This is a genomic window from Aquificaceae bacterium (genome assembly GCA_037481935.1).
Lineage (GTDB): Bacteria > Aquificota > Aquificia > Aquificales > Aquificaceae > Pampinifervens.
This window is the reverse complement of the sequence record JBBFKQ010000002.1, coordinates 93,845-109,247: the sequence shown is the minus strand read 5'-3', so window position 1 is coordinate 109,247 and position 15,403 is coordinate 93,845. Positions and strand designations below refer to the sequence as shown.

The 15,403-nt window shown below is 47.5% G+C and carries 18 protein-coding genes; 15 read left to right on the top strand and 3 right to left on the bottom strand.

Annotated features, from left to right (window positions below):
* On the bottom strand, positions 1-684 hold the full coding sequence (locus WHS43_02325; GenBank protein MEJ5338473.1) for a YqiA/YcfP family alpha/beta fold hydrolase: 684 nt from the start codon (positions 682-684) through the stop codon (positions 1-3).
* On the opposite strand from WHS43_02325, the gene WHS43_02320 reads away from it, so the two are divergent.
* From WHS43_02320 to WHS43_02250, 15 genes are all read left to right on the top strand, one after another.
* A complete protein-coding gene (locus WHS43_02320; protein MEJ5338472.1) occupies positions 677-1,252 on the top strand; it encodes a diacylglycerol/polyprenol kinase family protein in 576 nt (191 codons plus the stop codon). The genes WHS43_02325 and WHS43_02320 overlap by 8 nt on opposite strands.
* Before the next feature lie 2 nt (positions 1,253-1,254).
* Positions 1,255-2,148, top strand: coding sequence for a UDP-N-acetylmuramate dehydrogenase (gene murB / locus WHS43_02315; protein MEJ5338471.1), 894 nt, complete (start codon positions 1,255-1,257; stop codon positions 2,146-2,148).
* Positions 2,111-2,974: a D-alanine--D-alanine ligase gene (locus WHS43_02310; GenBank protein MEJ5338470.1), complete on the top strand. Its 864-nt coding sequence runs from the start codon at positions 2,111-2,113 to the stop codon at positions 2,972-2,974. Before murB ends, WHS43_02310 begins: the two co-directional genes overlap by 38 nt.
* Positions 2,975-2,976: 2 nt before the next feature.
* Complete coding sequence (locus WHS43_02305; GenBank protein ID MEJ5338469.1) at positions 2,977-3,699, top strand: hypothetical protein; 723 nt, start codon at positions 2,977-2,979, stop codon at positions 3,697-3,699.
* Positions 3,696-4,949 (top strand): cell division protein FtsA, encoded by a 1,254-nt coding sequence (gene ftsA / locus WHS43_02300; protein MEJ5338468.1) that lies wholly within the window; start codon positions 3,696-3,698, stop codon positions 4,947-4,949. Before WHS43_02305 ends, ftsA begins: the two co-directional genes overlap by 4 nt.
* 16 nt (positions 4,950-4,965) lie before the next feature.
* Positions 4,966-6,051: a cell division protein FtsZ gene (gene ftsZ / locus WHS43_02295; GenBank protein ID MEJ5338467.1), complete on the top strand. Its 1,086-nt coding sequence runs from the start codon at positions 4,966-4,968 to the stop codon at positions 6,049-6,051.
* 2 nt (positions 6,052-6,053) lie between these two features.
* Positions 6,054-6,326, top strand: a complete 273-nt coding sequence (locus WHS43_02290; GenBank protein MEJ5338466.1) for a hypothetical protein — start codon at positions 6,054-6,056, stop codon at positions 6,324-6,326.
* A gap of 40 nt (positions 6,327-6,366) precedes the next feature.
* Positions 6,367-7,548 carry a TolC family protein gene (locus WHS43_02285; protein ID MEJ5338465.1) on the top strand — a complete coding sequence of 394 codons (1,182 nt, stop codon included), beginning with the start codon at positions 6,367-6,369 and terminating at the stop codon, positions 7,546-7,548.
* The gene (locus WHS43_02280) at positions 7,545-8,909 is read left to right on the top strand and encodes an efflux RND transporter periplasmic adaptor subunit (GenBank protein ID MEJ5338464.1); all 1,365 of its coding nucleotides are present in this window, start codon (positions 7,545-7,547) and stop codon (positions 8,907-8,909) included. The genes WHS43_02285 and WHS43_02280 overlap by 4 nt, the downstream gene beginning before the upstream one ends.
* Before the next feature lie 123 nt (positions 8,910-9,032).
* Positions 9,033-9,647, top strand: coding sequence for a hypothetical protein (locus WHS43_02275; GenBank protein ID MEJ5338463.1), 615 nt, complete (start codon positions 9,033-9,035; stop codon positions 9,645-9,647).
* Positions 9,644-10,021 carry a DUF411 domain-containing protein gene (locus WHS43_02270; GenBank protein ID MEJ5338462.1) on the top strand — a complete coding sequence of 126 codons (378 nt, stop codon included), beginning with the start codon at positions 9,644-9,646 and terminating at the stop codon, positions 10,019-10,021. Before WHS43_02275 ends, WHS43_02270 begins: the two co-directional genes overlap by 4 nt.
* Before the next feature lie 4 nt (positions 10,022-10,025).
* Positions 10,026-10,346, top strand: coding sequence for a hypothetical protein (locus WHS43_02265; GenBank protein MEJ5338461.1), 321 nt, complete (start codon positions 10,026-10,028; stop codon positions 10,344-10,346).
* 11 nt (positions 10,347-10,357) lie between these two features.
* Positions 10,358-10,810: a nitrous oxide reductase accessory protein NosL gene (locus tag WHS43_02260; GenBank protein ID MEJ5338460.1), complete on the top strand. Its 453-nt coding sequence runs from the start codon at positions 10,358-10,360 to the stop codon at positions 10,808-10,810.
* Positions 10,811-10,961: 151 nt separating this feature from the next.
* Entirely contained in the window at positions 10,962-14,000 is a 3,039-nt protein-coding gene (locus WHS43_02255) for a CusA/CzcA family heavy metal efflux RND transporter (GenBank protein ID MEJ5338459.1), read from the top strand.
* Positions 13,997-14,209, top strand: a complete 213-nt coding sequence (locus WHS43_02250) for an AtpZ/AtpI family protein (GenBank protein ID MEJ5338458.1) — start codon at positions 13,997-13,999, stop codon at positions 14,207-14,209. Before WHS43_02255 ends, WHS43_02250 begins: the two co-directional genes overlap by 4 nt.
* Here the strand turns inward: WHS43_02250 and WHS43_02245 are convergent.
* The gene (locus WHS43_02245; protein ID MEJ5338457.1) at positions 14,160-14,582 is read right to left on the bottom strand and encodes a thioesterase family protein; all 423 of its coding nucleotides are present in this window, start codon (positions 14,580-14,582) and stop codon (positions 14,160-14,162) included. The two genes, WHS43_02250 and WHS43_02245, sit on opposite strands and share 50 nt — an antisense overlap.
* 9 nt (positions 14,583-14,591) lie before the next feature.
* Complete coding sequence (gene pstB / locus WHS43_02240) at positions 14,592-15,392, bottom strand: phosphate ABC transporter ATP-binding protein PstB (GenBank protein ID MEJ5338456.1); 801 nt, start codon at positions 15,390-15,392, stop codon at positions 14,592-14,594.
* Positions 15,393-15,403 lie beyond the last annotated feature (11 nt).

Sequence of the window (15,403 nt, the reverse complement as noted above, 5' to 3'; positions counted from 1 at the left end):
TTACATAAATTTCTTCACCAGAGACCCGAAAGTGCTACTTAGCCTGTGGTCATCCTCAAGCTCAAGAAACTCCTTGACTTTAACCTTTCTGGTAAATAGCCTTGAGTGTTCCACCGGAACCATACTGTCCTGTCTGCCATGAAAGACATAAATCTCGTAGGGAAGTTCTGAAGGAAAATCCACCTCACCATCCCTGATTATCTCATAGCCCTTCTGAATTATGTCTACAGCAAACTCCCTGTTTATGGTTATTTCAAGTCCCGTTTCACATTCCTCAAAACTTAAATCCTCCTTGCCTTCAAGCCAGCTTCTGCACTTTTCCTCCCCTACTTCCCTTACGGTAAGCCCGAGGGTTGAGTAAGAGGGGGCAAAGAGAAAGACCTTGCTCACCTTTTCTGGTCTGTAGAACCTGAGATAGTTGAGGGACACATAACCACCGTGTGAACTTCCCGAGAGCCATACAGTGGAAAATTTCCGGGAAAAGCCCTGCACAAGGACATCAAGCACCTCAAGGACTCTGCTGGTGGTAGTGGTCTGGTAGTCCATATCCATGGCAAATAGGGAAAATCTACCCTGAAGGCTCCTTTCTCTCAGGACCTCCAGCTTGCTACCCTTTACGTTGCTGGCAAAGCCGTGAAGGTGTATTAAAATAACCTCAGGGTTTGTGAGCTCGTAGATGAACATAGGGGAAATTATAGAGGATTTGGAAACAAGAAGAAAGGTTTTTCACCTTTTTGCCCTGCTTTTATGGTTGGTTCCGCTGGGCTTTTTTCCCGCATGGCTAAGCTTTTTGCTGTTCCTTGGCGTATTGGGGGTCAACCTTCTTACTGTGATGAAGGCCTGGAAAGACAGGTTCAGGCTATACTACCAGCTTGTTTACAGGCTTGAAAGGGAGAAAAACCTATCAAAGCCAGGCATTCAGGCTCTGTGGGCAAACCTGGGCATATTCCTGGTTTTCATCCTCTTTGGAAGAGAGCCTGCCATAGTCTCTGTGGTGGTTCTTGCAGTGGGGGATGCTTTTGCCAGCATAGTGGGGATTAGGTATGGAAGAAGGAGGATTGGAGAGAGAAGCCTTGAGGGGACGCTTGCCTTTTTCCTTTCAAGTTTTCTGGTGCTTCTGCCCTTTGTGGAGATGTGGAAGGCTCTCGTAGTCTCTTTTCTTTCTGCAGTTGTTGAGGCTCTGCCTGTAGGGATTGACGACAACTTCACAGTGCCCTTGACTGCAGGCTTTGTATACTGGATAATGCTTTAAGCATGTTGATAAGAGAAAGGGTTGGGCTTTCATCCTATACTACCATAGGAGTTGGCGGTAAGGCAAAATACTTCGCCCAGCCAGACAGAGAAGAGGATTTAAGATACTTACTTTTTTTTGCACAGGATAAAGGTCTTGAAGTCTTTATCCTCGGCAGGGGTGCTAACACCATATTTGGAGATTTTGATGGTCTCGTTATAGGCATGAGGAGTTTCAAGGCTCTGAGGGTAAAAGGGGAAGGCGATAGCCTTTACATAGAAGCTCAGGCGGGGGTGCCTCTTTCGGAGCTTGTAAACCTTTCCCTGAGGGAAAATCTTGAGGGTTTTTACAGGCTTGGGGGCTTTCCTGCGACGGTTGGGGGCGCGGTAGCTATGAACGCGGGAGCCTTTGGTTATGATATAAGCGCGCACCTTGTGGAGGTGAGCTTTATGGACTGGGAGGGGAGGGTTCACAGGGCAAAGAAGGAGGAGCTAAATTTTACTTACAGAGGCTCTCCCTTTCCGGAGCTTGGTATGGTGTTTCTTGCCAGCTTCAGGGTGCCACTCAGCAGGGCAGATGTGAGAAAAGAGTATGAGCTTATAAGAGAGAGAAGAAAACGGACACAGCCCATAAACATGCTAACGAGCGGGTCCACCTTCAAAAATCCTCCGGGCGATTATGCGGGAAGGCTTTTAGAAAAGGTAGGTATGAAGGGCTTCAGGGTTGGAAGCATTGCCTTCTCAGAGCTTCACGCCAACTTTCTTGTAAACTTGGGCGGAGGGAACTACGAGGAGGTGGTTAGAATAATAGAAGAGGCCAAAAGAAGGGTCTTTGAAGAGTTTGGTATAAACCTTGAGGAGGAGGTAAGGCTCGTTGAAAGTGGTAGTGCTTATGGGAGGAAGGTCTGCAGAGCGTGAGATTTCTCTAAAAAGCGGTCAGGCGGTGCTCAGAGCCCTTCAGGAGCTGGGGCACGAGGCTATACCCCTGGACCTGACTGACGACCTCTGCGAGAGACTGAAGAATATAAAGCCTGACAAGGTTTTTATTGCCCTTCACGGTCCCTACGGGGAGGATGGTAGGGTTCAGGGGCTTCTTGACATACTTGGAATTCCCTACGTGGGCTCTGGAGTTCTCGGAAGCAGTATAGCCATGGACAAGGATATTACAAAAAAGGTGCTCTCCTTTCATGGTATCAGAGTGCCACGCTGGGTCTGCATAAGGTCCGAAGAGGAAGAGCTCAGATGGCATATATACCCTGCAATCGTAAAGCCTGCTGACCAGGGCTCAAGCTTTGGACTTTTCCTCGTGAGGGATGAAGTTGAGGCGAGAGAGGCTATAAAAAAGTGTCTTGAACTTTCAAAAAAGGTCATGGTGGAAGAGTATATAGAGGGCAGAGATGTAACCGTGGGGATTCTGAAAGAAAAAGCACTGCCGCCGGTGGAAATAAGGCCAAAGAGGGGAATATACGACTATGAAAGTAAGTATACTAAAGGCATGACAGAATACCTTTTCGTGGAGGATAGAGACCTTGCTGAAAGACTTCAGGAAACTGCACTTCTTGCCCACAGATTACTTGAACTCAAAGACCTTTCAAGGGTCGATTTCAGGATAAGCGAAGACAACAGGCTCTACCTTCTGGAGGTAAACACCCTACCGGGTCTGACAGAACTGAGTCTTTTCCCCATGGCTTGCAAAAAGGCAGGACTTGATTTTAGAGAGTTGATAGATATGTTATTATTTTAATCATGAAAAAGGATGGGAGACGGGGAAGATGGCTGGGTTATATTCTTTCAGCGCTCTGGCTCTTCTCAATGGGTCTTTCTGGATTCTTTGTTCCCTACTTTACGGATAACATAGACTTTTTCAAGATTAAAGCTCTTTACGTAGAAGGTATTGAAACCATACCTCCTGAGGTTGTTGCCGATGAGGTAAAAAAATTCAAAAATAACTGGTTATTCATAAACAGTGCCGCTCTTTTAAACAATCTAAACGCCAGAACCAGGAACTCTGTTAACAGCGTCAAGATAGATAGAGTCTTTAGTAGTAAGGGTGTAGAATTAAAGATATTTATTGAAGAGAAAAAGCCAGTAATCGCCGTAATTAAGAATGATGTTGTATATTTCTTTGACAAAAATGGAACAGTATTTCAATCACAATACATAAAAATCGTCAGGCCAGTGGCATATACCCATGATGTTGAATTTATAAAAAGGAACTTTAATAATTTAAAAACACTTGTTGATTTAATGGGAAATAAGCTGGGAGAAATCTATGTTACAAATCTGAATACTGTAGCCTATACCTGGGACGGGTTGAAGATAACCATGCCCCCACTCTTTCTCCTGGATAGAGGGGTTGTGGAGAATGTGGTGAATGTCTTTAAAGTTTATAATATTGATATGAACACAAAGGAGTTAGATGTAAACATGGAGGGTTTAGCGATAATAAGAGGTGAAAAGGTAAAATGAAGCTAATAACAGCCCTTGACATAGGCACCAGTAAGGTGGTAGCCCTTGTGGGTGAGATAGATAGCTACGGTGATGTTCATGTCATAGGCATAGGGGAGAGCCCCTCAAAGGGTATAGACAGGGGTTATGTTACGCGTCTTGACCTTGCAGTAAACTCAGTCCTTAGTGCTATGAAAGAGGCTCAGGAAATGTCTGGTGTAAAGCTCTCAACGGTTGTGCTTGGCATCTCCGGTCCAACTCTAAAAAGTCAGAATGAGAGGGATACGGTAAGCATATCCTCCCAGCCAGTAGAGATAGACTACACTCACATAGAAAGGCTGATAGACAGAGCCATCATGCGCTCAAGGGAAGAGGGTTATGAAATACTGAGCGCCATACCCAGAAGGTTCGTGCTGGACGAGCAGGAGGGTGTAATAGACCCCGTTGGACTTCTTGGGTCAAAGATGTCTGCAGAGGTGCATGTGGTAAAGATAGGAGCAAGCCTTCTCAAGAACACGGAGAAGGTGGTCATGAACGCAGGCATGGACATAGCCGGGAAGTTTCTTTCTCCTCTTGCCTCTGCAGAGGCAGTGCTTACCTACGAGGAGAAGGAAGAGGGGGTGCTTATGATGGACATGGGTGCCGGACTTACAAACTTTGTGGTTTTCTCTGAAGGTTCCATACTGGTCACGGGATGTGTTCCCATGGGAGGGATTAACATAACTAAGGATATAGCCCATTTTATGAAAATAAACGTGGAACAGGCAGAGAGGATAAAGATAGAGAATGGTTACGCACTGGCGGATGCGGTAAACGAGACAGAGAGGATAAAGATAAAACCCAGGGGTGAAGAGAAGGAAGTGACCGTTGGCAGAAAACAGCTCGCTGAAGTTATACAGATAAGGCTTGAGGAAATCATGGAAAAGGTGGCGGACTACCTGAACGCTCAGGGGGTGAACCTGGACTCGCTCCATGCAGGTGTGGTTATAACGGGCGGGTCTGCAAAGCTGGCCGGTATGAGGGAATTTCTTGAGAGATACTTTGACCTTCCAGTAAGGATGGGCTACCCCATGGGTGTAATAGGGCTCAAAGAAAAGGTTCAGGACCCAGCCTATGCTACAGCTGTGGGGCTTGTTAAACTGGCCTACAGAGAGCTAACCCTGGAAAAAAGGGGAGTATCACAGAAGGGAAAAGAAAAAGTTTCAGAAAATACCTTTAACCTTTCAAGTCTTATAACGAGGTTCAAGTCTTTTTTTAAGGATATAATGTGAACTAAGGAGGAAGGATATGGAAGGTCTGAACCCCACGAGGATAAAGGTATTTGGAGTCGGAGGTGGTGGCTCCAACGCAGTAAACAGGATGTATCTTGAGGGTATTGAGGGTGTAGAGCTTTTTGTGATAAACACCGATGTCCAGCATCTTGCGTCCCTCTCAGTTCCCAACAAGATACAGATAGGAGAGAAGGTCACGAAAGGTCTGGGAGCGGGTGCAAAGCCTGAGGTGGGAGAGCAGGCAGCCCTTGAGGATGCGGACAAGATAAGGGAGGTTTTGAGAAACACCGACATGCTCTTCATAGCCAGTGGACTTGGCGGAGGAACCGGAACCGGTGCAGCACCCATAATAGCGGAGATAGCAAAGGATATGGGCATACTCACCGTATCTGTGGTTACTAAGCCTTTCAACTTTGAAGGACCAAAAAGAATGCAGGTAGCAAGCGAGGGGCTGGAAAAACTCAGAGATGTGGTGGACACTTACATAGTGGTCAACAACCAGAAGCTGGTGGAGATGGCAGACAGAAACTTCAGCATAAAGGATGCCTTCAAGATGGTGGACGATGTGCTTGCAAAGGCGGTTATGGGAATTACCAGCATAGTGGTCACTCCAGCCCTTATAAACGTGGACTTTGCGGACGTAAAGACGGTGATGGAAAAGGGAGGGCTTGCCCTTATAGGAATAGGTGAGGGCAAGGGAGACGGAAGAAGGGACTATGCCATTGAACAGGCAATTAGCAGCCCACTCCTTGAGGGCAACAGCATACAGGGAGCAAGGAGATTGCTTGTGACCCTCTGGGTGAGCGAGGATGTGCCCTTCAGAGAAGTTGAGGAAACTATAGGCAGGATAAGGGAGACTGCCCACGAAGATGCCCTGATAATCTTTGGTGCCATGCTTGAAAACAGCAGGGAGAACTTCATGAGAGTGGCTGTGGTTGCCACGGACTTTGAAAATGCCCAGAGTCTTGGGCAGCTGAAGGTGGTCAAAAAGCCAGAATTCAAGGAGCCTCTGAAAAAGGCAGTTCCGGAAACAACCATAGAACCAGTCCAGCCGGAGATTGAGGATATACCTGCCTACCTCAGGAGGAAGAAGAAGATATAAGAATGCAGAGGATAGAAACAAGAAGTGATAAGTCCATAGCCTTCATCCTGGGGCTCGTTTACGGATACAGGAACGCACAGTTTGAGCTTAAGGTCCTGAGCCTTGAAGAGTTTCGTGAGGAAAACCACCTTGAGGACAGGGTCTATTACATAAACAGACAAAAGGGGGAGGTTTATGAGTGCTACAGGGAAGGCACCAGCCATATATGTGTCATAAGAGAGGATAAAATTAACGGTAAAGTTTGGCTTTTTGTATACAAAAATAAAGTGAAATAAAAGCCTTGAAATAAAAAGCTCTGAAGCCTATAATAGTCACATGCACTTAATGATACTCATTCTCTTTATCTTTTCCTTTTCAGGCGCAGGGGAGCTTGAAGTGCTCATAAAATACGCCCTTGACAATTCACCGGCTCTCAAAACCTACCAGCATATGAAAAAATCTGCTGAATACAGAGAAAGATATTCAAAAAGCCTTCCAAATCCCTCAGCATACCTTGGTCTCAACAACCTTCCTCTCAACAGACCATACCCAAGCAAGTATGAGAGTATGAGCAGTCTTTCTGTAGGCTTTAGCCAGATGTATGTGCTTCCGACAAAAAGAGAAAGGGAAGCCCTTACTGCAAGGGTAGAGGGTGAGATTTTCCGGCTTCAGGAGGAGGTGGCAAAAAGGGAACTTATAAGAGAGATAAAGCTAAGATACCTTGAGTGGCTTTACACCTACAAAAGAGAAGAGCTCTATAGAAACATACTCTCCGAGATAAGGTCTCTTGAAAAGCTCACAGAGGAAAACTACAGGCTCGGTAGAGCAAACCTTTCTGAACTTCTTTCCCTGAAGGCTGAGGCTCTGAAGGTTGAGAGGGACATGAGAAACCTTCTTGAAGACCGAAGAATTCTAAAGGTTGAATTGGACAGCCTTGTGGGAAAGAGCTTTGAACTGAGAGGGGAAGAGCCAGCAATTCAGGAAGTTGACCTGGAGGCTTTAAATGCGGAAAAAAGCCCTTACTTAAAGGTGGTGTCCGAAGAGATAGAAAAGCTCAAGGCTGAGGTGGAAAGACGAAGGGTGGAGTATCTGCCGGATGCAGAGTTTATGGCGGAGTATATGATAAGACCCGGGCTTGAAAACATGTTTAGCCTCAGAGTAAGCGTCAGCCTTCCACTCAGAAGGTCTGTAAGGGAAGAACTCATGGTGCTTGAAAAACTGGAGGAGCTCAGGGCTAAGGAATTGGAGCGTGAAAGGCTAAGGCTTCAGCTAAGAAAGGAAATTCAGGCTCTCAAAGTGGAGGAAGTGAGGGTAGAAGGTTTAAGAAATCTCACCCAAAGGCTGGTGGAGGAAAAGGAAAATGAGCTCAAGGCTCTCCAGATTGCATACACCTTTGGAAAGGCAGACTTCAGGGACATACTGAGGCTCTACAGGGAGCTGTGGGAACTCAGGATGAACCTTCTTGAGCTTGAGCTTGAGAGGAAAAGAATAAAAGTAAGGGCGGAGGTGTATCTATGAAGAGATGGCTCTTTTTGGGCATTTCTGTCCTGATTGCAAGTCTTACGGCTTTCTTTCTCTATCTTTCCTGGAAGTCTAAGAAGGCAGAAGATATAGCGCCTAAGGGATACCTCCTGACTTTAAGCCTTGAAGGAGAGGGTGTAGTGCTGAAGCTTTATACGAGGGATGGAAGCCTGAGGGTGGGGAAGAATACTGTCTTTGTGGAGATAAAGCCAGAAAAGAGGCTTCAGAGCCTCTACTTTTACATGCCTCCCATGCCCGGGATGGGGGAGATGAGGGAGGATGCAGGGCTTAAAGAGTTGAAAAGTGGAAGATACGAGGGCACTGTGGACATAAGCATGGCGGGCTCGTGGCAGGTAATCGCACAGGTTGAAGGGAAGATTCTCAAAAGGGACATATCCATTCCCTTTACCCCAGGGCAGGGCGAGCAGAAGAGAGAAGAGGGAATCAGCGTAAGCCCGGAAAAGCTCCAGCTTCTTGGAGTGCAGACGGAGGAGGTAAAAAGGGTTGAGCTCCTGCAGAGCTTTAGCACCGTTGGATACGTTTCCTATGACCTTTCAAGAACCTACGAGATTACTGTGAGGTCTGATGGATGGGTGCTTGATACCTTTGGCAGGTTTGAGGGAGAGCTGATAAACAAGGGCACCCCACTTATGAGGATAATGAGCCCGGAAGGGGAAATAGCACAGGCGGAGCTCAGGCTCGCAAGGGATATGGGAAGAAAAGAGCTTGAGAAGCTGGTGCTTGAAAGGCTCTCTTACCTCAAAGCCGGTGATGTGGTCACTTCCCCATACTCGGGGGTTGTGCTTGAGAGAAGGGTTTCTCCCGGAGGTTTTCTGAAGGCTGGAGATGTTGCTTACAGGATTGCGGACATATCAAGGGTGTGGGTAATCGCAGAAGTGCCACAGGAGTATGCAGGAAGTGTGAAAAGGGGGATGAAGGTTTTGGTGAGCCCGGTGGGAGGAGAGTCGGTCTCGGGCAGAGTTGACTACATATTCCCGGAGGCTAACAGGGATGCAAGGACTGTAAGAGTTAGAATAGACCTGCCGGGGAAAGGTCTGAAGATAAACCAGCTCGTGGAGGTTTACTTTGAAAGACCTCTGGGGGAGGCTCTTGCAGTGCCGGAGTCAGCGGTGGTGGATACAGGAAAAAGGCAGATAGTCTTTGTGGAAAAAGAGCCAGGGCTATACGAGCCAAGAAGGGTAAGGGTTGGAAGAAGAGCAGAAGGATACTATGAGGTGCTTGAGGGTCTCAGAGAAGGGGAGAGGGTAGTGGTCAGGGGAACATTCCTTCTGGACTCAGAGGCACAGCTCAGAGGCGTCTATGGACAGGAGGTGAAGGGTCATGAACATCATCATTGAGCTACCTTCTGCTCATAAATCTACCATAGAGGTGAAGAAGGTAGAGCAGAGCAAGGCTGAAGACAATAAGCCCAAGAAAGTAGAGAAGAAGGTCCATGAAAAAAATTATAGGAGACGCTGAGCATGGAAAGAGAAGAGTTTTCAGAGCTCCTTAAGTTTACATTAACTGGATACATACTCGGGCTTTCTCTCGGAGTCTTTCTTGATGGTCTTGACATAAAACAGAATCCTTTTGGGGAATGGGCTGTAAGAACGCTCTCTGGGGAAGGTGAAAGCCTCTTTGAAGGCATCTACGCCCTTAAGAGCAGACTGGTTGGGGCGGAAGTTTCTATGGCGGAAGCCTATGGATGGGGAAAGCTTATGGGTATGGTCTTCCCGTGGGTCGTTGACCTTTTCTCACGCCTGCTCGGAGTTAACGTATACGGTGTGGAAGGCTTTTATATTCCTTATTTCTATGCCCTTAGCGACCAGATAGGGGCGAACATATCAGGCTTTCTATTTCTCCTCAGAAGGAGTAAAAGCCTTAAGGTTGCCCTTAGGGACTACATAAAAAACCCTGTGATGCTGACAAGCCTCGGGGTTGTGCTCTTTGTTCCTCTCGGGCTCTTAGTGGTGAGGTTCGTAAGCTTCAGCCCCACTACTAACCTCTATGTGGCACTTGAAACTATAGCAGCAAATCTTTGCTGGCTACCACCCTTGGTCGGATGGCTTTATGAAAGAAAGGAGGTGAAAGGATGAAAACTCTTGCCTTTTTACTAAGCCTGCTTGCCTTTCAGGCACTCGCTGGTGAGCTAACTGCTTATTACAGCCCCAGCTGTGGGTGTTGTAGTAAGTATTTCTCAAGGCTGGAAAGGGATGGGTTTAATGTAAAGAGGGTTGAAGTGAGCCCAGAAAGGCTTATGGAGATAAAGAGCCAGCTTGGCGTACCTCCACAGCTCAGGTCGTGCCATACCATGGTCTACGAAGGAAGGTTCATAGAAGGGCATGTGCTTCCAGAAGGTGTAAGAAGGGTTATAAAGGACAGGAGTATAAGGGGTGTGGCTTCAAGCCACGGAAAGAAGAGCGCCTATGGAAGCTACGAGGAAAGCTATCAAATAGTTGAAAGGAGGTAGTATCATGAGAAAACTTGTTATGTCATCGATTCTTCTGGTCATGTCCGTTCCAAGCCCTTACACCCGAGAGGCTCATACGCAAGGCTCAGGTGATTACAGGAGCTCACAGGGTATGATGATGCATATGATGGATGACCCTGAGATGCAGAGGATGATGATGGAACACATGCATAGATGCAGTGAGCAGATGATGGAAATGATGATGAAAAGCCCAAGCTCTATGGAAAGGATGATGAAGATGATGCTCCAGCACAGGGAAACCATGAGAAAGGTCTTCGAGAATAACCCTGATATGAAGAGACGCATGGAAGAGTTTCTAAAGTAGGAGGTGGAACTATGAAAGCCCTTATTCTTATCCTTTCAACATTATTCATAGTCCTGTTTGCCTTTTCACAGCCAAAGGAGCCACCAAGGGGTGAAAGGTGCGTTGTTTGCGGTATGGATGTGAACATGGAACCAAGGCTCACAGCTCAGGTAAAACTAAAGGATGGCTCATACAAATATGCAGAGTCTCCAAAGCACATTCTCAAGTATTACCTTGAGAACAGAGAAAAGGTGGCTGAGCTATGGGTGAAGGATTTTAAAAGCGGTAGGTGGATAGACGGCACAAAAGCCTTCTATGTTTCCATAAAAGAAGGACCCATGGGCTACGACCTTGTTCCTTTCAGAAGCAGGCTTGACGCTCAGGAGTTTGCAAAAAGCCCAAAGTCCGCAAAGGACAGGGTATATCAGCTTAAGGAAATAGACAAGGTCTTTCTTGAGCACCTTGATATGGGGCATGTTCATTAAAAGGAGGTGATTGATATGATGTGGATGTGGGATATGCATGGAATGGGCTGGGGTATGGGGCTTATTTATATCCTTGTGCTCCTCTTTCTTATCCTCGGCATAATGGCTTTCATAAAGTATCTGATTAAAGGGTGAGATGGGGGGTGTTTAAGTGAAGGCATTGACCGAATTTCTTCTGAGATACAGGTTTATAACCCTTATCCTCATGGCTTTTCTTGTGCTTTATGGTCTTGAATCTTTGAGAAAAACTCCCATAGACGCTCTCCCAGACCTCACAGACACACAGGTTATCCTATACTCTGAGTGGATGGGGCAGGCTCCTCAGGTTATAGAAAACCAGCTCACATACCCCCTCAGCTCTGCCATGCTGGGACTTCCCAGAGTAAAGGCGGTAAGGGGCTACTCCATGCCCAACTATTCTCTGGTGTATGTGATATTTGAGGATGGGACTGACCTCTACTGGGCACGCTCAAGGGTTCTGGAAAAGCTCTCCTCCATAAGAAGCCAACTGCCCCAGCAGGCAAGGGTGGAGATAGGTCCCGACGCCACGGGACTTGGCTGGGTCTATCAGTATGCCCTCTATTCGGAGAGGAGAAGCCTTGATGAGCTCTGGAGCTTTCAGAACTTTTACATAAGGTATGCCCTGCTGTCTGTGCCTGATGTGGCGGAAGTGGCAAGTGTGGGGGGCTTTGAAAAAGAATACAGGGTGGTGTTAAAGCCTGAGCTTCTCTCCCTTTACGGGGTCTCCCTTGAGGAGGTCGCCAGAGCAGTAAAAGGCTCAAACATAGAAGCGGGTGGAAAGTATGTGGAGTTTGGTGGCAGAGAGTTTACGGTAAGGCTAAGAGGTTATGTGGGGAGCAAAGAGGATATAGAAAAGGCGGTTGTAAAAGATGTGAGAGGAATACCCATAAGGGTGGGTGACATAGGTAAGGTGGTGGAAACTCCAGCTCTGAGGATGGGCACCGCAGACCTTAACGGTCTTGGAAACACGGTGGGGGGAATAGTGGTGATGCGATACGGTGCGGACGCCTACAAGACCATAAGGGAGGTAAAGAGGAAGCTGGAAGAGGTCAGGGCAGGACTGCCTGAGGATGTGAAAATTGTGCCCGTATACGACAGGTCTGACCTTATAGAGAGGGCAATAAGGCACCTGTGGAGGGTATTGCTGGAAGAGTCTGTGGTGGTTGTGGTGGTTGTGGGCATATTCTTGCTCAGCCTGACTCTTAGCCTTTCTATCGTTGTATTTCTCCTGCTTTCTCTGTTTGGCACCTTTATTCTCATGAACCACCTTGGCATAAACTCCAACATCATGTCCCTTGGTGGCATAGCCATAGCCATAGGAACTATGGTGGATGCGGGCATTGTGCTGGTGGAAGCCTTTTCAAGGAAAAGGGAGGAGGGAAAGGATATAGAGACTGCCATAGTGGAGTCTGTCTCCGAGGTGGGAAAGCCCATATTCTTTGCCCTTCTTGTGGTGGCAGTGTCCTTCGTTCCCATGCTTGCCCTCAAGGGACAGGCAGGAAGACTTTTTGAACCCCTTGTGCTTACCAAAACCTTCGCCATGCTGGTGGCGTCCCTTCTCAGTATCCTTCTCTTTCCCTCCCTTCTCTACTACCTTGGAAGGGGAAGACAACTTCCCGAGGAGAAAAACCCCATCGTAAAGGGACTTATAAGCCTCTACTCCCCCCTCTTTTACCTTTCTCTGAGGCTCAGATATCTTTTCCTCGCGTTTGCCCTTCTTTCCATACCCCTCACATACCTTCTCTACAGAAACCTTGGAAGGGAGTTTATGCCAGACCTGAGGGAAGGCACGCTCCTTTACATGCCCATCACAGCCCCGGGTATTTCCATTCAGGAAGCCCAGAGGCTCATAACCCTTCAGGACAGAATCATAAAGAGCTTTCCTGAGGTAGAAAGCGTCTTTGGAAAGGCAGGAAGGGCAAACACCCCCACAGACCCCGCACCCCTCTCCATGATAGAAACTACCATAGTGCTAAAGCCTGAGAGCCAGTGGAGGGAAGGTATGACCTACGAAAGGCTAATCGCAGAGCTGGACAGAGCCCTTCAGCTTCCGGGGCTTGTAAACAGCTGGACTATGCCCATAAAGGGAAGGATAGACATGATTACCACTGGCATAAGGACTCCCCTTGGCATAAAGGTTTACGGCAGAGATGTAGAAGAGCTCTCAAGGCTTGTGCTTGAGTTTGAAAGGGTCCTTCAGGGTATAGAGGGTGTGATGAGCCTTTACGCAGAGAGAGTAGGGGGTGCCACATACCTTGAGATAAAGCCAGACAGGGACAGGCTGTTGCTCTACGGACTGAACCTTGAGGACATAGCCTCTGCGGTGGAAACCCTTCTTGCCAACAGTCCAGTCTCCGTTTACCTAAGCGACAGAGAAAGGTATTCCATAACCTTAGGAATTCCAAGAGATTACAGAGAAGACCTTGAGAGGCTCATGCTGCCCCTTGGAGACAGGCTGGTCCCCCTCAGTGCGGTAGCAGAGATAAAGAGGTTAGAAAGCCCTGCCGAGATAAAGTCAGAGAACGGTATGCTGGTTGCCTATGTTTACATAACCCCTGAGCCGGGCGCCGACCTAGGAAGGATATTGGAAGAGGGAGAAAAAAGGATAAAGGAGGGTATAAACTTGCCATCGGGCTATTTTTATGAGTGGAGCGGTCAGTTTGAATACTGGAAGAGAGCTATGGAAGACCTGAGGGTTATAGTTCCCCTCGTGCTCCTTACCATAGTCCTTCTCGTGTATCTGAGCCTTGGGAGGCTCTTTGAAACTCTGCTTGTCCTATTTACTCTGCCCTCTTCCCTTTTTGGAGGCTTCTTCCTTATGTGGCTCTTTGACTACAAACTTTCCATAGCGTCAATAGCAGGCTTTCTTGCCCTTCTTGGTATCGCCGCAGAGATGGGTATAGTGATGGTTGTTTACATAATGAAAGCCCTCGAACGGCGTGGGGAGAAGAGTTTTGAAGAGGCCGTATACGAGGGTGCCGTCAAGAGGATAAGACCCAAGAGCATGACCATGCTTACGGTGGTAGCCGGGCTTGTGCCAGCGGTTTACCTTCAGGGAACGGGCGCGGAGGTCATATCCCGCATAGCTCTGCCCATGCTGGGGGGAGTTGTCTCCTCCTTTCTTACAGCCCTGTTTGTTTTGCCTGCACTGTATACTTTTAAGAGATGAAGGGTAAAGACTTTCTTGCCCTGACGGTAGGCTTTAACCTGCTGGGTGGCATAATAGCAGGGCTGTTGGTGGGATATGCCTTTGACCGGTGGCTGATGGAAGGGCTTTTTGGGCTCAGAATCTTTCCCTTTGGAATGCTCTTTTTCTTTTTTATAGGCATCATCTCTGGTTTTCTGAATGCCTACAGAGACCTGAAAAAGATTGGATAAGTCTCTCCTTTACCTCCGATGGTATGGACACTATTCTGCCTTCTTTTACGACGCAGTGCTTCGTGTTTCCTCTGGCTCTCAGAAGCTCTGAAGACCTGAGAAGATACTGGAAGGAAAAGGTAAAGCGGTCTATGTGAGAAAGGCTCAACTCAATCGTAAACTCCTCATCATAATAAAGTGGCTTTAAAAACTCACAGCTGGCAGATATGAGCACTACCTCAAAGCCATCTTTTCTGAGTTGTGAGTATGGGTATCCTAAGGAGCGGAGGAGCTCCCCCCTTGCCTCCTCAAAGTATCTGAAGTAGTTAGAGTGATGCACTATACCCTGAGCATCAGTCTCGTAGAACTGCACACGCCTGCGGTAGTGGAACACAGAGATATTTTATCCAAACCTTCCTGTGATGTAGTCTTCTGTGAGCTTCTTCTCGGGCTTTGTGAATATCTTCTCCGTGGGTCCAAACTCTACAAGCTCTCCAAGATACATGAAGGCGGTGTAATCCGATATCCTTGCCGCCTGTTGCATGTTATGGGTAACGATTACTATGGTAATCCTGTGCTTTAGCTCCACTATGAGGTCCTCTATCTTGGCGGTAGATATGGGGTCAAGGGCAGAGGTAGGCTCGTCAAAGAGAAGCACCTCAGGCTCTACAGCTATTGCCCTTGCAATGCACAGCCTCTGCTGCTGACCACCGGAAAGGGAGTAGGCGTTCACATGGAGCCTATCCTTTACCTCGTCCCAGAGGGCTGCACCCACAAGGGCCTTTTCTACTGCCTCGTCCAGAAGCTTTTTGTTCTTTATACCCCTTATTTTCAGCCCATATGCCACATTTTCGTATATGCTTTTTGGGAAGGGGTTGGGTTTCTGGAAGACCATGCCTATGCGCATGCGCACCCTGAGGGGGTCTGTTTTTCCATCTATAAGGTTTATACCGTCTGGATACATAACTATCTCCCCCTGGTAGCGGGCACCGGGATAGAGGTCGTGCATGCGGTTGAAGGCTCTCAGAAGAGTGGTCTTTCCACAGCCAGAGGGGCCTATTATGGCGGTTACCCTTTTCTCGTGAATGGGAAAGTTTATGTTCTTCAGGGCGTGAAAGTTCCCATAATGGAAGTTAAAATTCCTTACTTCAAGTTTTACATTGATTGGACCAGTGCTCTGCACCACTTTCCTCTCTTCTAACATTTTAGCAGGGT